Raw genomic sequence first — 18,925 nt, 5'->3', positions numbered from 1 at the left:
TCTGGAGACGTCAGATGCGTCAGCCGGTGCCGGCCGTACCCAGTTCAGTTCCCGCGGCCGCGATGGCGGTATTGCTCGACACGCTTGAGGAAATCGGCGGCGATGTCCCGGGCGCCCTCCGGCGATCTGGCCTGACGTTGATCGAAGCGGCCTTGAGGGAGGGCCGCGCGCGCCTGGTTTCCAGGGCTGCGATCGCGCGTTTGGCCGGGGAATGCATTCTGGCCTTCCATTATGAAAGCTGCCGCAAGAACGGGATGAAGCCGTTTCCGGTTCGGAACCATCGCATCCTCCTGTTGGCCATGCTCGGCTGTCCGACCTTGCGCGAGGCGATCGGCGTCATGACCGATTTCTATGCGATGCTGGGCGACCGGGTCGCCGAGTGGACGGTGTCGGAAGCCGGCAATGTCGTGCGATTCACGATCGACCGGCGGACGCGCGAGAAGAGCGTGCCTGAGTTGCTCATCTCAATCTTCTCGCTGGCAAGCTATCATCGCATCCTTGGCTGGCTGATCAGCGCGGAAGTGCCGCTGATCGACGTGACCGTGGCTTATCCCGCCTCCTTGCGCCACGCAGCCCTCCCTGAATTGTTCAGCATCAGCCCAAGATTTGGTCAGGCCGGGGACAGCTTCGCCTTCGCCAGTCATTTTCTCGATCGGCCGATCGCCCGCAAGCCGAGTGAACTGGACGCCCTGTTCGCCTTGTTCCCCTTCGATCTGCTCCCTCCCGATTACGGCGACGAGAGTTTGAGTTCACAGGTCATCGCCGCCATTCGCGCGGCCCTCTCGCTGGACGGGCAAACGCCTGGCATCGATACGCTGGCGCGGATGTTCGGTATGACCTCGGCGACGTTTCGACGCCGACTGAAGCGGGAAGGATCGTCTCTCGTTCAACTCCGCATGCAATGTCGGCGCGATCTTGCCTTCGAATTGCTCCGCGGCACGACGCTCAGTGTTCGGGAAATTTCCGCCCGTCTGCAATATGTCGATGTTGCCACCTTCAGGCGCGCCTTCACGGCGTGGACCAACATGCCGCCCGCCGCGTGGCGCCTGGCGGCAAGCAGTCCTACCGCCGTGTGATCCTCAAAGGCAGATAAGGGATCGGCGCACCGCTTGAACCGGAGCAGTTCCCGCTATTGCGAGTTATTTGCATCGTTGCTAGCAGATTGGCGTGACTGCCGCGACCCATTCCGATCTGGATGCGATCTATCGCACACACGCCAGTTGGCTACTCAACTGGCTGGCAAACCGCGCGCGTGCGAGCGATCTGGCGCAGGAGACCTTCTGCCGCCTGGCCGAGCAACCCGCGCTTCGCCTGCGCGAACATCCGCGCCGCTACCTCGCCACCGTCATTGACGAGCCACCCGAGAATGGGTTTGCGCAAACCGCGGGACAAGCACTCGATCGACGAACGACGTTTACGTAATTTTCCGCTCGCGTCGCCGCTTCGAAACGAGAGAATGCGCGGAGACGGCGGCAAACCAACAACGCTGACGCCTTTGGACCGCTGGACGCCTCCAGAAGCTGGTCATTATTCCAAAACTGAATTGCCGGCGGCTTTCAGGCGTCGACAGAAGCCCCGCTAAAGTCAGCCATGTCGGCGGTTGCGGCCGAGGCTGATCGAGCGGTCGCAGTCTCTTTTCACACTTTCGCGCGTAACGAGCCTCTCAACGCGTAGTCGTCCCTTTGAACCAGGATCCATTCGTAAAGTCTCAGATAGGCGTCAGCCATCGCGTCGACAGTGAAGCGGCGTGCTGCAACGCGCCGCACCGCGGCGCGATCTATCTCGTCGATCCTGGATATGGCCCCCACCGCCTCCTCGTGCGAGTCGACCAGAAAGCCGGTAACGCCGTGCTCGATCAGTTCGGGCATGGAGCCTCGCCGTGTGGCGATGACAGGCGTTCCGCAGGCCATGGCTTCGATCACGGAGAGGCCGAACGGTTCGTCGAAATTGACCAGGTGAAGCAAGGCTCGCGCGTGGCCGAGGGCTTTCAAGCGCTCAGTGCCGCCGACCGACCCGTGATAGACTACAGCCAAGCCGTCGCTGATATGCGCCACTTCACGCAGGAAATAATCCTCATCCTGGACGATGCCGTACATATTGAGGCGGCGTCCGGAATCTTGCGCCGCGCGTATTGCCTCGGCCGCCCCCTTGTCGGGATGGATGCGCCCGAAAAAGAGCAGGTCGTCGGACCCTGACGGATCAAAGGGGAAATCTTCGAAGGGAATGCCGTGATGGATTGTCGCGGCGTAGCGCAGGTCGGGATGGCGGTCCGCGGCGCTTATCGCGACATAATGCACGCGATCCTGATAGGGCGCATACATCGGCAGGATACGTTCCGAGGAGAAGCCGTGGATCGTCGTGACGATTGGTGTGTCGACGAGTCGCACAAACGCGTGGGCCGGAAAGTCGGCCTGGTTGTGAATGATGTCGAAGCGATCTGCCTGCTCGAACAGATGAGCGAGATGTCGGAATTCCCAGACCTTCGCATCGATCGAAGGATTATCATTATAGGGTGCGGGTACGACGCCATCGAGCTTTGCCGCGGTCACACTGTCAAGCGTTGCGAACAAAGTGACATCGACACCGCGTGCGACCAGCGCTTCCGTCAGCAGGCTGGTGACGAACTCCCACGGCCCATAATGGCGCGGTGGGGTCCGCCAGGCGATCGGCGCGAGCATTGCGACCCGCATCTCAGCGCGCCCCAAGCACGCGAAATACGAGCCCTTCATTTGGGGCGAGTGTTCCGTCCACGGCTCGCATGGTCAATGTCGATGCGAGCAATTCGACGCCGGGCAGTCGGGCCGGCATCAGGAGCGACCGCTCGCTTCCGCTCAGATTGAGCATGATCAAACACCGCTCGGAACCGTGCCGGCGTTCATAAGCGAGGACGTCGGTATCCGCGTCCAGAAGTTCTATGATACCGATCGCCAACGCGACTTGGGTTCGACGTAACGCCAGCAGCTCGCGATAGAGGCTGAGCATGGACTGGGGATCCTCTTCCTGTGCCGCGACATTGCGCGTGCGCCAATCGGGATTGAGGGGAAGCCATGGCTCGACAGCACTGAACCCCGCGAAGCGAGATGCGTCCCAAGGCATCGGCGTGCGTGAGCGGTCGCGGCCGAGCCCGAGACCGGGTTCGCGCAGCTCGGATGGATCGCGGACGCGATCGGGCGGAATGACGACTTCGCCGATACCGATCTCGTCTCCCTGATAGAGCGTCGGCGTGCCGCGCAGCGTGAGCAGCAGCATTGCGGCCACGCGCGCCTGTGCCTCGCCCAGCCGTGCGGCGATCCGCGGTGCATCATGGCTACCAATCACCCAGTTGGGCCAGCCAAACGCCGGTAACGATGCTTCATAGTCGCTGATCAGCTGCCGAATGCCGGCTGCGTTCCAGCTGCCTTCGATCAATTGGAAATTGAAAGGGAGATGGACCTGCGGGCGCTCGACCGTGCCGAACCACCGTGCATGGCGATCGTTGGGTAGGAAGATTTCCCCGACGAGCAGCTTCTCGCCATAACTGTCGGCTAATGCGCGCATATCGGCCGAGATCGCATGGGCCTCGGGCAAGTCGGCGGTATGCAGCTGGACGAGCCGGTCGCGATCGCGGATGCCGGGTTGCCAGGCGGGGTTGGCCGGATTGTCGGGCATGTCTTCCGCCTTGACGATGTACCATAGGACATCGATCCGGAAGCCGTCGACGCCACGATCGAGCCAGAAGCGCAGCACCTCCAGCATGGCGTCGCGAAGACCGGAATTGCGCCAGTTGAGATCCGGCTGTTCCTTGAGGAACGTGTGCAGATAATATTGGCCGCTGGCATCATCCCACTCCCAGGCCGAACCGCCAAAATCGCTCATCCAGTTATTGGGCGGACCACCGTCAGGCGCCGGATCGCGCCAGATGTACCAGTCCCGTCTCGCGCTGTTGCGACCGCTGCTGCTCTCGATGAACCAGGGATGCTGGTCAGAGCTGTGGTTGGGAACGAAATCGAGCAACAGCTTCAGGCCGCGCGCGTGAATGGCCGCCAGCAGCCGATCAAAAGCAGCAAGATTGCCGAAGGTCGGCTCGATGCCGCAATAGTCCGCAACGTCATATCCGAAGTCGGCCATGGGGGAGGGAAAGATCGGCGACAGCCAGATGGCATCCACACCCAGACGGGCGACATGGTCCAGCCGCCCCTCTATCCCGGCAAGGTCTCCGACGCCGTCGCCATCGCTGTCCTGAAAGGATCGCGGGTAGATCTGATAGACTACGCCATGCTCCCACCAGGGTCGCGACGCTGCCGATTCCGTCATATTCCGAGCCTCCTGCCCACACGCAACGCTAGTGGCGGCGAAAAGGAGCCCGCGATGTCGACGAAAGGCCTCCTCGCTGCGGGAGTGAGATTCCCACGCCGGATCCCCCTTTTTCTGTCCTGCCAAGCCAATAGCATGTTGTTTCCAACGTCCGGTTTCGGGGAGCTGCCTGCTGGTCGATATCCGCTTTGGCGGCATCGCCGTCGAATTCTGGGATTCTACGTAATGGCGTTCACCGCAGCGCTCATAGAAGTTGGGCGTGCCTCCGGTTGATGCCCCGTCAGCCGGTTGATAGCGGGAGCCACCTCCCCCCACACATCCCTGGTGCGCTCCCGCGTAGCGATGGAGGCCAACGCTTGCTGCCTTCTTTCCCGCTAGCCCGGTAATTTGGCAGCCCGGCAACATGGCACCCTGATGCATCTCCGATCACCGTGTTTGGAAAGCCGGCGGATATCGCACGACGGCTATCCGATAACTTAAACGCTCTCGTGCAAGGCGGGTTCGTCAGCGGCTGTCGGCACTTCCCTACCCCGTTGGGGGTACCGCACGGACCCGATTGTCGCGGAAACCTCCCGTTCTGAAACGCCAGCTGGGAATTACGCGCAAATTGATGTGGATCGAAGACCGGCTTGTCATCCGATGTTATGATTCCGGCCATGCGCTACTTCATGCATTTTGGCGGCGAGAGCGAGTTCGTCGCGGACGAAGAGGGGCGTGAATTGCCCAATGACGTCATCGCCCGGAACGAGGCTGTCGCGGCGGCCCGCGATTTGATGGCGGCCGATGTGCGAGAGGGGCACCTTGATCTCACCTGCTTCATCGCCGTCGAGAATGAAGCGCATGACTTGTTGTTCAGCGTGACATTCGAGAACGCTCTCACGATGAAAGTGCGGGCCTGATCGGTCGATCTGCCTCGGTCTCGTCGGCGGGCGCGCCATCGGTTTCGGGAAGATGGAGGTAAGCCGGATCGAAGTCGGCAACATCGAGCAATCGCGTCCAGTCCAGGATCCGGATGGTTCCGGACCGGACATCTACAACTTCATCATCCCGTAACCGCTTCAGCATCCGGTTGACGTGAACCGGCGTCAGTCCGACCATGTCGGCCATCTGGCCTTGCGTGACGGGAAACGGAACGAAGAGGCCGACGCTATGGCCCGCCCCCTCGATGCGATAGGCGATTTCGCAAATCAGATGAGCGAGGCGCCCCCGAGCGTCCCGACGTCCGACGTTTACGACCCACTCTGCAAGGACTGCCGCGTCGACAACGCACTCGCGCCAGAAGGCCTCGGCGATCGCTGGATGAAGCCGGGTCATCTCGCGTAGTGCCACATGCGGAACACGAAGGATCGTCACGACTGACAGGGCCTGCAAAGCTGAACTTGCCTTGGGCACGACGACCGAATGCAGGTCGACCATGTCCGTCGGAATATGGACGGCCGTAATCTGGCGAAACCCATCCCTGTTCAGGCCGATCCGGCCTACGAGGCCCGCTACGATGAAGCAGGCATGATGAACCTGCTCGCCCAGGCGAACGAAATCATGGTTCGGCTGAACCTGAACGGCGTGCGCCGGGAGGGCGAGCATGGCCTGTTGCTCGACGGCACCAAGCCGGGACCGCGCAGTCAGCTTGTCGATGAAGGGCTTCAGCGGAGCAGGATCGGAGAGGCTCATGGCACGGCTCCAGCGTCGCAAGCGGGAGCATGACAAAAAACACTCTCAGTCGCCGATGCCTGCAGGCGGAACATCGGCAATGATCTTCTCTAGCACATCCAGAGCAATCTGCCCTTGATCTGCATCATCTCGATCTTGCGGCAAAACCATGACGGCCGGTGCACTTTCACGCGGCGGTAAGGCTTTGCCGTCGGGTGGGAGCAACGGAAGGGATTTACCAAATCCAGAACGTGGAAGGTGGATCTTATGCGCGAAACCCGGAGCGCTCAGACGAGCCAGGCTGCGATCCGCCAAACGCATGGCATGATCACCCGCACCCGAAACCGCTTATCCGTATCCACCTCTACCCGCCAAAATCCATGGGCACTCTCGATATGATTCGGCCAGCAAGCTGGCCGCAATGCTCCTGACGATAAATTGTTCCCGTCTAGGTTTGTGCGCGACCATGCCGTATCAGCCGGCCAGACGTCACCGGCTTCTTTTGGCTGTTCGGTCAAATATTTAGTCCACATCGTCGGCAAAATGTGCGCCGCTAGACGTTCGACTGAGCGACGACATCGGCCGGTTCGTCTCACTTCCCGTCAATATCGGCGCACCTGGAGCAAGTTAAGCGTGCGCTCTTTCCGGTGCAAACGGGCGCTTCCACAACACGGCTAATCTCATTTTCGAATCCAAAGGGTATCCTTTGAATATCTCACCAGCAAATGGCGAGATCTCTTAACCAAAAGCGCTCAATCATTTCGGTATCATTACAAAATGTCGCACGTGGGGACGAAGCATGTCTATACATTATGACTGTGAAAGCAGTTTCGTTTCGTCACCAATTTCTATTATTCCTTCTTCCGACTATCCGCCGCTTTTTTCGGGCAAATTTGCGAATGATTGCAATCGTCTTGATAGCAGGCTGGACGTCGACATCATCGATATGGCGAGCCAATCCATTCTTGCCTGCGATCTCCTCAACAGGATGTATAGCTGGCGGGGTTATGGAGATGATCACAAGCTTTCCTCCAGCAAGTCTTCCTCAACGTTCCTCGCATCCACGGGTGACGACGTCGTGGGCACGCTAACGCTCACGGTTGACTCTGCGGCGGGGTTGGCCGCTGATAAGACATTTGCCGATGTTCTTGACGAAGCCAGGTCCTATCCCGGAACGAGCCTCTGCGAAATTACGAAATTTGCGAGCCGACCATCGAATGACTCCAAACATGTTCTCGCTGCCATGTTTCACACCATCTTCATCTATGGGAGCGAGCGATATAAATGCTCCGACCTCTTTATTGAGGTAAATCCTCGGCACGTACGTTTCTATGAAAGCATGCTGGGCTTTGCCAAAGTGGGAGCGCTCCGCACTAATCAGGCTGTCGCCGCGGCCTCCCAGCTGATGCGTCTCACGGTGTCAGACATAGGCAGATATATCGAGTTCTACGCCCACGGCGGTGACCGCGTCGCTGGCCGCTCGCTTTATCCGCTTTTTTTTTCGAGGGAAGTCGAGCAAAGGGTGCGAAATAACGTCAACTGCCGTTTCCTGCCGGCCATCACTTCCCGGAACCGGATAACGAATTGAGGTCGCTGGCGAGAGAAGCTCCCAAGCCAGGCCGGCAAATGGCGGCCGGAATCTGCGGATGCCGCAAATATTTTGAGATGAAGCTGCCGTTCGGGCGCAAAGCGGCGGCGGTCCGATGGCCGGTACGAGTTCCGGAACGCCTATCCCGACTGAGAGATATCGGCGCGCCAGGAGTTCTCGTATCCCGTCTCTGGCCGCGCGACCACCTCGGCGGAGCGCGCTGAAGAAGCGTTTCGATAATTTGACAATCGGGCGTGATAACCCCGGGCAGGCGCAAATGCTGGAAAAGCTGTTCGCGAGCGCCCGGGGCCAGAGTTTTGATCGACGTCGGAGCCAAAGCCGACATCCGACAAGATGCCGGATGCGGCCTCTGGATCAAAGGCGCTGGCTCAACTGTGCGACGCGTCGAGGAGCACCTGTCTCGTGCGCTTGCGCAAGACAAATCCAATTGCCCCAAAGCCGAGGATCATCTGCAGCCAGATCGCTGGCTCCGGCACTACGGCCGACGGTGTGAAAGATAATGTTCCGCCATAGGATCCCTGACCACGCGCCGTATAATTGATCGTGAGGATATTCTCGAGACCGGAGAAGATCGGGACGTCGCTGAGCCCTGCGAATTCCTGTTTCCCCAAAGTGGATACCGGCACAATGAAGGTATCCACCCCGTTGAAGAAAGTGACCTCACCGAAATCCAGATCGTCCACACCCCCGGCCAGGCCGGAGAAGATCGTGGTGATCGAGCCGCTTCCCAACCCAATCGGGTTCGCGCCCACAGGACCGATCGTAAAGATGAAGCGGTCGAAGTCGGTCCCATCAAGCCCCTCGTTTCCGATTGAGGCAGATACTGCGTCAGTGCCCGTGAACGGCTTGCCTGACACCGTGAAGTTCGGATCGCCGGGAAGGAAATCCGCCGCAATTGCACCTGGAGCAAATGCAATTGCCGAGGCCAGCGCCAATGCGGAAGCAAGTTTTTTCATATTAGGCTCCTGTGTCGAACGTCGCGCCGATGCCCTTGCCGGGAAGAGAAGCGCGCTTGAGGCGAGCGACGACGATCCGAGAAGGCTCGAGGCGTCGGGCAAAAGCCTGTTTTTTCACGCTACCCCCTTTGGATTTGGGCAATCACAACACCACTCTCGGCGAGGACCACGCAGCTGTTACGCAACCCGCCAGATCGGCATCGAGATGCAGTATAAACTCCGATTTGCCTCTATTTGCCCCACGCTATTTGCCAGAATTTCAATTAATTCAAATTCAATTTGGGCAATATGACCGAAAATACATATATCATCTGGATATATATACGTCATCTCGGAAGCGTAATGGACGGAACTCCGGAGAATAGTCCCATTTTGGGACATTTTCAGCTGACATTATATTATAATCCATGTTAATTCAGTAGACTTAGATTATCATTTGTTAAGTTTATATTTGATTGGCACTGAAGGCGTGTGCCGCATCCGACCTTTTGATGACAATGGTTTCCCGTCGTCCGGAGGCACGCCGGTCGTGAGGAACGGCGTGTCATGATGGAATTTCTAGAACCCGGCCTTGGAGCGCTGCTCCCGTCGATTCCGCCGCCAATCTGATCCTTGTTTAACCTGTGCGTCGCCTGGGCGTGGAACCGAGCAGACACCGATCCGACCGGCCTCGCGAATTGGCAGCTATGCGGGATCCGCCATTGCCTTAATGAAGCGGAAGATGAGCGGCCTTCCACGGCGAAACTGGCGGGTCTGTGCGGTGTTAGCCGGTCCTATTTATCCCGTTCCTTCGCGCAGTCGTCGGGGCTCACCCTTGTGAAATTTTCTAATAATATAGGGATGGAGCGCGCTGCGTCTTTGCTTGCGCAGCGGGGATATGGCCGGCTTTTTTGTCGCCGGGAGGGCGCTAGAACTTAACTGCCCCGCCTTTGCTTGAGGCCAACAAGGACAAGCTGAATGACCGGCAGGTGTTGGGTCGCTCCATTTGCGGCTTGAACGCGCGCAAAGTCGGCGGATGCAGCCAAAGCGGGCCTCGAACGTCGACGGACCAAGGTGGGGGGTGCCACGCCGGGTCCTTCACAAGCTGAAGCCCTGATCGGGATCATTTCTCGCACAAACGACCGGACGCGTGCGCAAAGGATTTTATTGTGCGGCGCAGCAACGATGGTGGTGCAGGCGCGTTCATAGCCCCGCAAAGGCCTCCGCCGGCGCTGGAGACATCTCATGGACCGGCTGGGTGACACAATCGCGGGATTAGCGAAGCGCAGGGTTCTGCGCGCTACTGCAAGCGGCAGGAATGGCGGGGACCGCTTAATGGACTTGGTCGGATACGGGTCAAATCCCGGCGCCCTTCGCTCGAAATACTATGTTCCTGACACCCTGGATAAGGGCGCCCCCCTGGTCGTCATCCTCCATGGATGTACCCAGAGCGCCGCGGCATACGACCATGGTTCCGGCTGGTCGCAGCTCGCCGACGAGCTTGGCTTCGCGCTCCTTTTCCCGGAGCAGCAGCGCAGCAACAATCTCAATCTCTGTTTCAATTGGTTCGAATCCGCAGATGTCCGGCGCGGCAGTGGAGAGGCTCTTTCGATCCGGCAGATGATCGCGGAAATGTCTGCCAGGCATGACGTCGATCCGAACCGGATTTTCGTGACTGGCCTATCGGCCGGCGGGGCGATGGCTTCGGGCATGTTGGCCACCTATCCTGAGGTCTTCGCAGGCGGAGCGATTATTGCCGGCCTGCCTTTTGGCTGTGCAAGCTCGGTTCGCGAAGCGTTCGTCCGGATGCAGGGACATGGGTATCCCACCGACAAGCATCTCGGAACCCTGGTCCGGGATGCGTCACCACATCGCGCGCCCTGGCCTCGCATTTCGATCTGGCAGGGCGATGCCGACACGACGGTAGATCCGTCCAATGCAAAGCGGCTCGTCGGCCAGTGGCGTGCGGTGCATGGATTGGATGGTCGACCATCCGAGCTGGACAAAGCCAAGGGATATTCTCGTCAGATCTGGCGAGATGATGCGGGGCGTCCCGCGATTGAGTTCAATACCATAATGGGCATGGGCCATGGTACGCCGGTCACCACGGTCGGCCCTGATGCCTGTGGCGCAAGTGGTCCATTCATGCTGGAGACCGGTATTTCGTCGACCAGGCACATTGCCGGATTCTGGGGTTTGACTGCCGCCGCCCCGATGCGCGCACCGCCGCCATCTGCTGTCGCGTTTTCCCCAGAGCCGGCGCACGTCCCCGTCCCGCTTGCTGCCGACATGGCTCCAGGGACACCCACCCGCACTGCGAAAGGCGTTGGCGCGATCATCGAAGACGCCTTGCGGGCAGCGGGCCTTATGCGGTGAGGGAAATGTGAGAATTCGGATCGAGCATAATACGCGATACCGCTACAGGCGGCCCGTCACCCTTCTCCTGCATCGTCTGATGCTCATTCCGCGTGGCGACCATGAGCTTCAGCTTCTGGCCTCCGGAGTGGCCTGTTCACCCCGAGCCGAACATACCTGGTCGCAGGACATATTCGGCAACCTCGTCGCCACGGCCAAGTTTTCCGAACCTCGCCCGCGAGCTGCTGATTTCCAGCGATATTACCGTGGAACAGTTTGCGGCCGAATGGCCGGTGTTCCAGATCGCGCCACATGCGCACAGCTTTCCCTTCTCCTATGAGGCCGGGGATCATGCGGACCTGTACGCTCTGCTCAAACCCCAATATCCAGACCCGGACGGGGTGCTCGCGGCCTGGGCGCGAAGCTTCGTGGCGGCAGAGCCGACCGATACACTTTCGCTGCTCAAGGACATCAATGCCGGCATGCTCGCGCGCGTAAATTACCGCGTACGGGAGGAAGACGGCACCCGGTCGCCCCTGGAAACGCTGTCTTTAGCCAGCGGCTCGTGCCGGGACATTGCAGCACTCTTCCTCGAGGTGGTTCGACACCTCGGTTTCGGGGCGCGCGCCGTCTCCGGATATCTCCACGCTCCCGGAGCGGGCTTTGAAGATGCCGGTTCGACACATCCCTGGGCCGAAATCTACCTACCGAAGCTGGCTGGATCGCTTTCGATCCGACGCATGCCCGCGTCGGCTCAGCGGGGCTTCTGGCGGTTGCTTATGGTCGCTGCAACAATCGCATCATGCCGGTGACCGGCGGCTATTCGGGCGACGCAGATGACTTTCTGTTCATGCATGTCTCTGTCCGGAATGAAGAAGTGCAGACTTCTGGCCCGCCGCCAGGTGGCTCGGTCTCGACTTAACCGCTCGATGTCCACCTCCGGCTGTCCCTAAGACCGCCGGAAGGTCTTCTCTGTGGGTGTAAGCAGACCTTCCAGACATATGTCGGACCCGCGCGATTGCCGGGATCGGCGCTGTGCGTTGGCGACTTCGTTCATCTGCGTGCGCGCAACTGTGTCTTCAGGCGCCATCGCCTCCCATGTCATCGCCGAGCGCTCGTGCATCACGCCGCGGGTTGGGGAGACTGGTCTTAGCGGCTGCCTCACCCTGCGCGGCGGCCGAAGCAGGACAGGATTCGATCAGGGAGATCGCAAGCTCTTGATCCAGTCTAGACCCCGGTCGAATTTCCTGCCCGCAGTCGCTTCGCGGCGCGCTTTCGGACCGAAGCGCAAGTCCGCTTTCAGGCATCATCATTCGGGATCAGAATGGCCGGTTTTGTCGGCGATCGCGAACGAAACTGGAGCATCTTCAAAACGGGTCAACAGTCATCGCCCAAATCGGACTGTGTTCTGGCCGACCTCCCGGCCGTCCCTGCCAATAAGGCAGCCGACCGGGCCGGAAGGTGGCGAGATACAAAGCGCGCTTAGCGCACAGTTCCGCGGCGAACGAGATTGACGATTCCGAGGAGCACCAGTGCGCCGATAAAGGATGCGATAAGCGAGCGCGTGTCGATACCCGCATTGTTGATCGAACCGCCCACGACCACGAGCCCGGCGAGGAACGCCCCAACAATACCAACAACGATGTTCAGGAAAATGCCCTGCTGCGCGTCGGTTCGCATGACAATGCTGGCAAGCCAGCCGAGAACACCCCCGATGACCAGCCACAAAATCAAACCCATGGTTTCCTCCGTTTGAGATTGAGAGAGCGCCTCCCTCAATACATCCGCCGCTCGATGGTTCCGCAGGAGCGCACCCGGCCGTCAAATCCCGGCGATACCGGCCGTTCAGCGACCTAATTTTTTCAGGCTACCCGCCTAAACGCCTCAGAAGCTCCGCAACGCTGTCCACGGCAAGCGCTTCAATCCGCTGAATTTCCAGTGGCACCCGGAGGCCAAACCTATATCGAGCACCTTTGGCAGACGCGGCAGATCCCCGCTGGATCACATGTCCAGACGTCAGACCCGGAAGGAGAGACCAGCATATTGGACGGAAGGATCTGCGACCGAACTTTTGCGTTGAGGCGCGATGTGCCGCACCGGAGCTTTAAGGAAATCCTATGATCGCGTTCCCGGTTGCCGTTCTGCTCACGACCGGTTCGACCGAACCCGTCTCCATGACGGAGATATGCCAGGCCGATGTTATCGAGAAATTCGCAACGAGCACCGGTCGGCTGAAAGTCCAACCTGCTGCGCGTCGCGCCGATGGTAGCTGGGCTATCACGGGAACGGTCGATCGCCCGGGCAAGGCTGCTGCGGCATTTCAGTGCGAGATTGATGCCAAGGGGCGTTTTCTCGGCGCAGCGGAAACGGGGGCTGCCGAAAGATGATCAAGGCCGGCGCGCCCGATGACAAGCTTAATTGCCGGACGTATCGAAGCTGACGCACATGGGCTCCGAGCAGGATAATGTTCGCTTTTCGTTCCAGATATGATAGCGAGAAATGATGCTCGGCCACCTCTTCTTTCCGCAACGGCCTGCGACGCGCCCCTGATGGCGCATCGATCCGGCAGCGCGGACATGCCCCTTCATGGAGGCCGGGTGCCAGCCTGGCTCGGGGATCGCATGACACGGCTCGGTACGGTCATCTCCCAGGCGATTGTCCACGAATATGGCCGCGACGAGCTGCTGCGGCGCCTCGCCCATCCCTTCTGGTTCCAGTCGTTCGGTGCTGTCATGGGCATGGACTGGCATTCGTCGGGTATCACGACGAGCGTTCTGGGTGCGCTCAAGCGAGGGTTGACGCCACTGTCCGGCGAACTGGGCATTCACGTCTGCGGCGGCCGCGGCAAACACTCCCGCAAGACTCCAGATGAGCTGATCTCGGTTGGCGAACGCGTGGGTGTCGATGGCGCGGCCCTGGCAACATCGAGCCGGCTCGTCGCCAAGGTCGACAGCGCGGCCGTCCAGGACAATTTCGACCTTTACCTTCACGGGTTCATCGTCACTGACGACGGTCGGTGGGTCGTCGTCCAACAGGGAATGAATGGCGATCGGCGCCAGGCAAGACGCTATCATTGGCTGTCGGAAGGTCTAACCAGCTTCATCGATGCGCCCCATGCGGCGATCGAAGGGCATGCGTAGGGAGTGATCCTCAACCTCACGGACGGGCGCGCAAAGGCCTCACGTCGCAGCCAGCTTGAGCTGTTGGGAACGCTGGGCCCGGATGGGATCGCCAGCGAACTCGTCTGCATAGAGAGCCGGCGGTCGAAGGCGGAGGCCGAACCCGACCAGGCGGTTCTGCCGCATCTCGTCATGCCCGATCATCATGACGTGCGGCCTGAGAATATCGTTGCCCGACGCCTCCGCGGAAACCTCGCCGCGGCCGCCGATCGTGCGCCCGTGGATTTTGCCGAGCTGCTGATGGTGCCAGGCGTAGGTGCAAGAACGGTGCGTGCGCTCGCGATGGTCGCTGAGGTCGTGCATGGTGCACCGTGCCGGTTCAGTGATCCGGCGCGCTTTTCGCTCGCCCATGGCGGCAAGGATCGCCACCCCTATCCGGTGCCGATCAAGGTCTATGACCATACGATCGGGGTCATGAAAAATGCTATTCGAAGGGCAAGGCTTGGCCAGACCGAGGAACTGGCAGCGATCCGGAGACTGGACGAGCAGGCCCGCAGTCTGGAACGCGATGCTGCCGGCCCATCGGTCGAGGCGCTCATCGCGCAGGAGCGGGCCAGCAGCCATTCCTTTGGCGGCAGAAGCGTGTTCGGACATGAGCCCCTGTCAACGGATGCGGTAAGTACGGACCGTTCCCATTAGGCTTTCTCCAGGATTGCCGGCATCGTCCCCCAGCCAGGATCGGCTCTGGCGTCGATAGGTTGAGGGTGCGCGGTCCGACCATTGGCGCGGAACCCCTCGTGCGCTGGTGGTTTTATCTCCGTTGAAGGAGACGACGATGGCGGACGACGCGACGAAGACGGCCGGGTCGGATGGCATCGGCCGGGAACAGGCCTCAACGATGGTAAAGCGTCTGCAACGATCGCAGCGCGCGCAATACGGCTGCCACTAAGCTGAGGAGTGCCTGAGCCGTGGACATCGCAAAGACACCGGCGCTCGAGAGAATCGCGCGCGTTCTGGCGGGCCAGCGGCTGAGCGCCAATGCTGGCGGGCTCGAACCGTCGCCGCCCCCGACGTCGATGCAGCCTAGACTGATTATTGCGACGACGCGGTCGCAGTGCTCAAGACGCTGCGCGAGCCTGACGGATCCATGGCAGCGGCAGGCGATCCAGCGATCTGGGAGCGAATGATCGCGGCAGCCCTCGGCAATGAGATCGCCCCCCTCGCCCGCGAGACGTTCGAGCCACCCGAACCGGGCACCGACCCGCTTCACGAAGGCCCTTGAACGCGACTGCCGCTGCGCGAGCGCCTGGATGTTCTCGCAATCGGGTCCTTTCGTGACAGGTGCAATCCCGCACCCGAGACGCAAATGGCGGCCCGGCGAAACCTGGCGCCTGCCGGAGGCCCGACACATGATGTTCCGGCCTACAGCACAGCCCGGCTCACGCAAATTTCATGGTAACGTCCACGGCCATTGGCATGGTGTAACGCTGCCGATGCACCTTGGAAGCCCGTTCGCGCGAACGAGACCGCAAACCATGCTGCACGGATAGACGATTTCTGACGGCCGATGGAGTGCGCTCGCCGTCAGACCAATCAGCTGAAAGCGTCATTCGACCTGTCTACGGGTCGTGGCTGTGACGGTCCATCACCACCATCGCGTTGCCTGCGCACCATCAGTGGATCGGCCCCCACCCTGGCATACCGTCAGACGTCAGATGCCACTTGCGAGTTCTCGCCATAATCCCGGGCGCGTTCGACCGCGCGGCCAATCGACTCTCGCAGAGTGCCAAGCGTGAAGGGCTTGGCCATCAGGTAGGAATAAGGGAGAAGATCGCGCGGCATATCAGGGTCGCCGAGTATGTAGACGACAGGGATTACCTTGTCGGCGCAGATCTCCTTGACCGCATCGATCCCCGAACCCTCCACCAGCCGGTCGTCCGCCGTGATGAGATCGGGGCACTTCGCCTGGGCGGAGCTGACGGCATCTTTATGGCAATTCACGATCGCAACCGAGTGATAGCCCATGTCGCCAAGCTCGTCCTCGATAAGCGCTGCAATCAAATACTCATCTTCGATTACAAGAGCGTGCATTCTAATTTCCTTGATGGACGTAGCATCCTGCGTGTTGGCGCTCAGGCAGGCGGCGCGCATCCTGCTATCGGGACGCAGCTCCATTGTCGACGATTAGCATCATCCCTCTGGCGCAGGGCTGTGACGGCCCGGACGCCAGGATCTTTGCGTCTCTATGTCTGGACGGCGGCAACGGAACGGAGCAGCGATCGATCCACGTGACCCTGGATCAGATGCCCCTTCGGAGTGCAACAGAGACCGGTCGACGAGCGCTGGCAGGTCGCCGGTGGGCAAATCGACAGTGATTGCCGTCGCTAATTTTCACATCCTGCACATTGCTGCGGAACGAGGCCGGGCACCAGGGATTGAGGGAGTTCTGCGCCGAGGAGACGATCAATGGCTGCGCGCCCCTACTGGAGAGGCCAGATTCGACTGGCCCTGGTATCCATACCCGTCGAGATCTATTCGGCGACAAAGAGCGGAGCCACGATCGCCTTCAATCAGATCCACGAACCTTCGGGCAAGCGGATCAAATATGAGAAGGTGGTCCCGGGCATCGGACCGGTCGACGTCGACGAAATCGTCAAGGGCTTTGAATATTCCAAAGGCGAATATGTGCTGCTCGACGAGAAGGAGATCGAGGGTGTGAAGCTCGAGAGCAAGAAAACTCTCGAATTGACCCAGTTCGTCGATGCTCATGACATCGACGCGATCTATTTCGAGAAGCCATATTATGTGGTCCCCGCCGACGACCTTGCAGAGGAGGCGTTCATCGTGCTGCGCGAGGCGCTTCGACGCACCCGCAAGATCGGCCTTGGTCAGCTCGCGATGCGTGGCCGCGAATATGTCGTCAGCATCAAGGCGTGCGGACGCGGCATGGTCATGGAGACGCTCCGCTACGCCGATGAGGTCAACAAGGCGACGAGCTATTTCCGCGACATTGGCGATGCCGATCCCGACGAGGAGCTCTTGGACCTCGCCACAACGCTAATCGACAAGAAGACCGGCAGGTTCGATGCGAATGACTTCCATGATCGCTACGTCGATGCGCTGAAGGACCTCATCGAGCGCAAGAAAAAGGGCAAGACGCTCAATATCGATGCCGACGAAAAGGATAGCGACCCGCGGGGCTCAAACGTCGTCGACCTGATGGCAGCCCTCAAGAAGTCGCTGGGCGGCTCGGCCAAGGCGCCGGCCAGGAAGCCGACGGCGAAAGCGGCCACGAAACCGGCTGCCAAAAAGGCTGAAACCAAAACGGCGGCCAGGGCTCCCGCACGCAAGCGGGCCTGACCCCGTGACCGAAGGATCGGCACACGGAATGGCGAAAGCGGATGATGATGCCGCCTTCGCCGAGGGCGCCATCACGATCTGGGCCAACTTGCTGACGCTGATCGGCACGCATCTTCGGGAGACCGGCACACCGCGCCACGAGGTGCTCGATATGCTGACGATGCTCCACGAGACGAATGAGGAGACGATCCGATCGCCCAGAGCCCGCGCAAGTGCCTCGCGCCATCTCATGTCGGTCTATCGTGCACTCGGAGAGGATTGAGCAATCAGCCATTGGGGCCGAAGCGCCGCCGTTCGGGGTCGCGCCGGCATCGAAAATGGCCTTTGATTGTCTCGTTGAAGAAGGTCCCGACCGATGGCGCGGCGCAAAGTGCCTCGAACATCGCGGCCGGCACATCATGATAGATATATTTGCCGGTCTCGCGAAACGTGATGCACAAGGTGCCCGCCTTGTCGTCGAAGGTGACGCGATCGATCATCGAGGATTGCTTGAACCGGCATGCACGCATGGCAGGAAGAGCGCTCGCAGGAGTCACCGGTTCCCGCTGCGGCGCCGGACCGAGTCGCGATTGCGCCGGTTGGAGGCCGACCTCGCCGATAGGCCCTTCCCCCCAGGACGGGCCTGAGATGGCGAACGGGATCAGCGACGATCAGCTGCGCGAAATGGCCCAGCATCGAGGGCTGAAGCTGCTCAAATCGCGCAGACGCAAACCCGGCGTTGGCGACTATGGAAAATTCGGGCTGACCGACCTGTCCGGAAAAGCGCTGCTCGGCATCGCCGAGAACGGCCTGACCGCCAGTGCCGCGGATATTCAAAACTATCTGCGCACCAGCGAGCTCAGCACATGGCAGCAGTCCGCCGCGACGACACCCGCCCGCCCCCCTTCCCGGAAACAGTCGCTCCCGCCTGAGCCCGGTGAGGAGGAGGACGCGCCTGTTCGACGCCGCTCGAAACTGGCGCCCGCGAGACGCCTTGGCCCCGCTCTCCGGCAAGAGCCACTGCCCCACCAGCGCAAGCCAGACCGGAACAGCCGACCGAAACCCGCGCCGACGCTCGTGTCGCGGGCCGAACCTGCCCGCGAGCCAGAGGCCGAACCGGTGCACGAGCCGGTATTGGGTGTCCGCGCCGCAACCCCGGCCGATGCCGAAGCGCTTTCGAACCTGCTGGGCAAACTGACGGGCATGAATGTCGATCCGGCGGAAGTTTCCGCCAATCTGGCGAAGTCGCGCAAACTCAAGGCTGGCATGGTCGTAGCGGAACTGGGCGCAATCATCGGCTGCTGTAGCTGGGCCGTAATTCCCACCGTGCACCGGGGTGCGATCGGGCGGCTGACCGTGCTTCTCGTCGACGAGACGCATCGCCGCCGCGGCGTCGGAACCGCCTTGCTGGCCACGGCGGAAAAAGCGCTGGCGAAAGCCGGGTGTCGTCAGGTCGAGGCGATGAGCGACATCATGATCAACAACAGCCATAATTTCTTCCGCGCGCTCAAATTCGAGCAGGCGAGCTACCGCTTCGTTCGTGGCGTCGGCGACCAGACGCCCAGGGAACGAGTCCGGGGCCACGCGGATTGAAGGGAATATTGATTGGAACCCGGCATGGCGCG

The 18,925-nt window shown here is 60.6% G+C and carries 19 protein-coding genes and 2 pseudogenes; 13 read left to right on the top strand and 8 right to left on the bottom strand.

Annotated features, from left to right (window positions below):
* The first annotated feature begins 14 nt into the window (after positions 1-14).
* Both ACFB49_RS03320 and ACFB49_RS03315 read left to right on the top strand, forming a co-directional pair.
* A complete protein-coding gene (locus ACFB49_RS03320) occupies positions 15-1,076 on the top strand; it encodes a helix-turn-helix domain-containing protein (RefSeq protein ID WP_380875919.1) in 1,062 nt (353 codons plus the stop codon).
* Positions 1,077-1,167: 91 nt separating this feature from the next.
* Entirely contained in the window at positions 1,168-1,422 is a 255-nt protein-coding gene (locus tag ACFB49_RS03315; protein WP_380875917.1) for a hypothetical protein, read from the top strand.
* Between the two features lie 215 nt (positions 1,423-1,637).
* On the opposite strand, the gene ACFB49_RS03310 is transcribed toward ACFB49_RS03315, so the two are convergent.
* Complete coding sequence (locus ACFB49_RS03310) at positions 1,638-2,690, bottom strand: glycosyltransferase family 4 protein (protein ID WP_380875914.1); 1,053 nt, start codon at positions 2,688-2,690, stop codon at positions 1,638-1,640.
* A 1-nt stretch (position 2,691) separates the two neighbouring features.
* The gene (locus ACFB49_RS03305) at positions 2,692-4,293 is read right to left on the bottom strand and encodes an alpha-amylase family glycosyl hydrolase (RefSeq protein WP_380875912.1); all 1,602 of its coding nucleotides are present in this window, start codon (positions 4,291-4,293) and stop codon (positions 2,692-2,694) included.
* Positions 4,294-4,937: 644 nt separating this feature from the next.
* Here ACFB49_RS03305 and ACFB49_RS03300 point away from each other — a divergent pair.
* Positions 4,938-5,192, top strand: a complete 255-nt coding sequence (locus tag ACFB49_RS03300) for a DUF6894 family protein (RefSeq protein ID WP_380875909.1) — start codon at positions 4,938-4,940, stop codon at positions 5,190-5,192.
* On the opposite strand, the gene ACFB49_RS03295 is transcribed toward ACFB49_RS03300, so the two are convergent.
* Together ACFB49_RS03295 and ACFB49_RS03290 are read right to left on the bottom strand one after the other, a co-directional pair.
* Entirely contained in the window at positions 5,170-5,964 is a 795-nt protein-coding gene (locus ACFB49_RS03295) for a Crp/Fnr family transcriptional regulator (RefSeq protein WP_380875906.1), read from the bottom strand. The two genes, ACFB49_RS03300 and ACFB49_RS03295, sit on opposite strands and share 23 nt — an antisense overlap.
* Before the next feature lie 45 nt (positions 5,965-6,009).
* The gene (locus ACFB49_RS03290; protein WP_380875904.1) at positions 6,010-6,264 is read right to left on the bottom strand and encodes a hypothetical protein; all 255 of its coding nucleotides are present in this window, start codon (positions 6,262-6,264) and stop codon (positions 6,010-6,012) included.
* Between the two features lie 478 nt (positions 6,265-6,742).
* Here ACFB49_RS03290 and ACFB49_RS03285 point away from each other — a divergent pair, with 478 nt between their 5' ends.
* Positions 6,743-7,531: an acetyltransferase gene (locus ACFB49_RS03285; RefSeq protein ID WP_380875902.1), complete on the top strand. Its 789-nt coding sequence runs from the start codon at positions 6,743-6,745 to the stop codon at positions 7,529-7,531.
* A 389-nt stretch (positions 7,532-7,920) separates the two neighbouring features.
* Here ACFB49_RS03285 and ACFB49_RS03280 read toward each other — a convergent pair whose 3' ends face one another.
* Positions 7,921-8,508, bottom strand: coding sequence for an FxDxF family PEP-CTERM protein (locus ACFB49_RS03280; RefSeq protein ID WP_380875900.1), 588 nt, complete (start codon positions 8,506-8,508; stop codon positions 7,921-7,923).
* Positions 8,509-9,732: 1,224 nt separating this feature from the next.
* Here ACFB49_RS03280 and ACFB49_RS03275 point away from each other — a divergent pair.
* From ACFB49_RS03275 to ACFB49_RS03265, 3 genes are read left to right on the top strand one after another with little or no spacing between them, the layout of a single operon-like run.
* The gene (locus ACFB49_RS03275; RefSeq protein ID WP_380875897.1) at positions 9,733-10,863 is read left to right on the top strand and encodes an alpha/beta hydrolase family esterase; all 1,131 of its coding nucleotides are present in this window, start codon (positions 9,733-9,735) and stop codon (positions 10,861-10,863) included.
* A 7-nt stretch (positions 10,864-10,870) separates the two neighbouring features.
* Positions 10,871-11,182 carry a transglutaminase N-terminal domain-containing protein gene (locus tag ACFB49_RS03270; RefSeq protein WP_380875894.1) on the top strand — a complete coding sequence of 104 codons (312 nt, stop codon included), beginning with the start codon at positions 10,871-10,873 and terminating at the stop codon, positions 11,180-11,182.
* Positions 11,109-11,654, top strand: coding sequence for a transglutaminase family protein (locus tag ACFB49_RS03265; RefSeq protein ID WP_380875892.1), 546 nt, complete (start codon positions 11,109-11,111; stop codon positions 11,652-11,654). Before ACFB49_RS03270 ends, ACFB49_RS03265 begins: the two co-directional genes overlap by 74 nt.
* Before the next feature lie 670 nt (positions 11,655-12,324).
* Here the strand turns inward: ACFB49_RS03265 and ACFB49_RS03260 are convergent.
* Positions 12,325-12,582: a GlsB/YeaQ/YmgE family stress response membrane protein gene (locus ACFB49_RS03260; RefSeq protein ID WP_380875889.1), complete on the bottom strand. Its 258-nt coding sequence runs from the start codon at positions 12,580-12,582 to the stop codon at positions 12,325-12,327.
* Between the two features lie 377 nt (positions 12,583-12,959).
* Here ACFB49_RS03260 and ACFB49_RS03255 point away from each other — a divergent pair, with 377 nt between their 5' ends.
* The 3 genes and pseudogenes from ACFB49_RS03255 (at position 12,960) to ACFB49_RS03245 (ending at position 15,243) form a co-directional block, all read left to right on the top strand.
* Positions 12,960-13,229 (top strand): hypothetical protein, encoded by a 270-nt coding sequence (locus ACFB49_RS03255; protein ID WP_380875886.1) that lies wholly within the window; start codon positions 12,960-12,962, stop codon positions 13,227-13,229.
* Between the two features lie 99 nt (positions 13,230-13,328).
* Positions 13,329-14,660: pseudogene (locus tag ACFB49_RS03250) on the top strand (DUF763 domain-containing protein).
* Positions 14,661-14,929: 269 nt separating this feature from the next.
* Positions 14,930-15,243: pseudogene (locus ACFB49_RS03245) on the top strand (hypothetical protein).
* Positions 15,244-15,665: 422 nt separating this feature from the next.
* On the opposite strand, the gene ACFB49_RS03240 reads toward ACFB49_RS03245, so the two are convergent.
* On the bottom strand, positions 15,666-16,112 hold the full coding sequence (locus tag ACFB49_RS03240) for a response regulator (protein ID WP_380875883.1): 447 nt from the start codon (positions 16,110-16,112) through the stop codon (positions 15,666-15,668).
* A gap of 315 nt (positions 16,113-16,427) precedes the next feature.
* On the opposite strand from ACFB49_RS03240, the gene ACFB49_RS03235 reads away from it, so the two are divergent.
* On the top strand, positions 16,428-17,321 hold the full coding sequence (locus ACFB49_RS03235; RefSeq protein ID WP_380875881.1) for a Ku protein: 894 nt from the start codon (positions 16,428-16,430) through the stop codon (positions 17,319-17,321).
* Positions 17,322-17,349: 28 nt separating this feature from the next.
* Positions 17,350-17,583 (top strand): hypothetical protein, encoded by a 234-nt coding sequence (locus tag ACFB49_RS03230; RefSeq protein ID WP_380875878.1) that lies wholly within the window; start codon positions 17,350-17,352, stop codon positions 17,581-17,583.
* 4 nt (positions 17,584-17,587) lie between these two features.
* Here the strand turns inward: ACFB49_RS03230 and ACFB49_RS03225 are convergent, their stop codons facing one another.
* Entirely contained in the window at positions 17,588-17,800 is a 213-nt protein-coding gene (locus ACFB49_RS03225; RefSeq protein ID WP_380875875.1) for a KTSC domain-containing protein, read from the bottom strand.
* A gap of 148 nt (positions 17,801-17,948) precedes the next feature.
* Between ACFB49_RS03225 and ACFB49_RS03220 the strand changes: the two genes are divergently transcribed.
* Positions 17,949-18,893 (top strand): GNAT family N-acetyltransferase, encoded by a 945-nt coding sequence (locus ACFB49_RS03220; protein WP_380875873.1) that lies wholly within the window; start codon positions 17,949-17,951, stop codon positions 18,891-18,893.
* The last annotated feature ends 32 nt before the right edge of the window (positions 18,894-18,925 follow it).

Origin of the sequence: Sphingomonas sp. DBB INV C78, from assembly GCF_042693015.1 — a bacterium.
In the GTDB taxonomy this organism is placed as follows: domain Bacteria; phylum Pseudomonadota; class Alphaproteobacteria; order Sphingomonadales; family Sphingomonadaceae; genus Sphingomonas_E.
This window is presented reverse-complemented; position numbering and strand designations above follow the sequence as displayed.

Excerpts from the sequence above, each read along its gene's own strand:
- ACFB49_RS03260 (WP_380875889.1), bottom strand. The coding sequence starts at position 12,582 with ATGGGTTTGATTTTGTGGCTGGTCATCGGGGGTGTTCTCGGCTGGCTT.
- ACFB49_RS03240 (WP_380875883.1), bottom strand. The coding sequence starts at position 16,112 with ATGCGCGCCGCCTGCCTGAGCGCCAACACGCAGGATGCTACGTCCATC.
- ACFB49_RS03225 (WP_380875875.1), bottom strand. The coding sequence starts at position 17,800 with ATGATCGATCGCGTCACCTTCGACGACAAGGCGGGCACCTTGTGCATC.
- ACFB49_RS03310 (WP_380875914.1), bottom strand. The coding sequence starts at position 2,690 with ATGCGGGTCGCAATGCTCGCGCCGATCGCCTGGCGGACCCCACCGCGC.
- ACFB49_RS03280 (WP_380875900.1), bottom strand. The coding sequence starts at position 8,508 with ATGAAAAAACTTGCTTCCGCATTGGCGCTGGCCTCGGCAATTGCATTT.
- ACFB49_RS03235 (WP_380875881.1), top strand. The coding sequence starts at position 16,428 with ATGGCTGCGCGCCCCTACTGGAGAGGCCAGATTCGACTGGCCCTGGTA.
- ACFB49_RS03255 (WP_380875886.1), top strand. The coding sequence starts at position 12,960 with ATGATCGCGTTCCCGGTTGCCGTTCTGCTCACGACCGGTTCGACCGAA.
- ACFB49_RS03290 (WP_380875904.1), bottom strand. The coding sequence starts at position 6,264 with ATGCGTTTGGCGGATCGCAGCCTGGCTCGTCTGAGCGCTCCGGGTTTC.
- ACFB49_RS03275 (WP_380875897.1), top strand. The coding sequence starts at position 9,733 with ATGGACCGGCTGGGTGACACAATCGCGGGATTAGCGAAGCGCAGGGTT.
- ACFB49_RS03285 (WP_380875902.1), top strand. The coding sequence starts at position 6,743 with ATGTCTATACATTATGACTGTGAAAGCAGTTTCGTTTCGTCACCAATT.
- ACFB49_RS03300 (WP_380875909.1), top strand. The coding sequence starts at position 4,938 with ATGATTCCGGCCATGCGCTACTTCATGCATTTTGGCGGCGAGAGCGAG.
- ACFB49_RS03320 (WP_380875919.1), top strand. The coding sequence starts at position 15 with ATGCGTCAGCCGGTGCCGGCCGTACCCAGTTCAGTTCCCGCGGCCGCG.
- ACFB49_RS03230 (WP_380875878.1), top strand. The coding sequence starts at position 17,350 with ATGGCGAAAGCGGATGATGATGCCGCCTTCGCCGAGGGCGCCATCACG.
- ACFB49_RS03295 (WP_380875906.1), bottom strand. The coding sequence starts at position 5,964 with ATGAGCCTCTCCGATCCTGCTCCGCTGAAGCCCTTCATCGACAAGCTG.
- ACFB49_RS03220 (WP_380875873.1), top strand. The coding sequence starts at position 17,949 with ATGGCGAACGGGATCAGCGACGATCAGCTGCGCGAAATGGCCCAGCAT.
- ACFB49_RS03305 (WP_380875912.1), bottom strand. The coding sequence starts at position 4,293 with ATGACGGAATCGGCAGCGTCGCGACCCTGGTGGGAGCATGGCGTAGTC.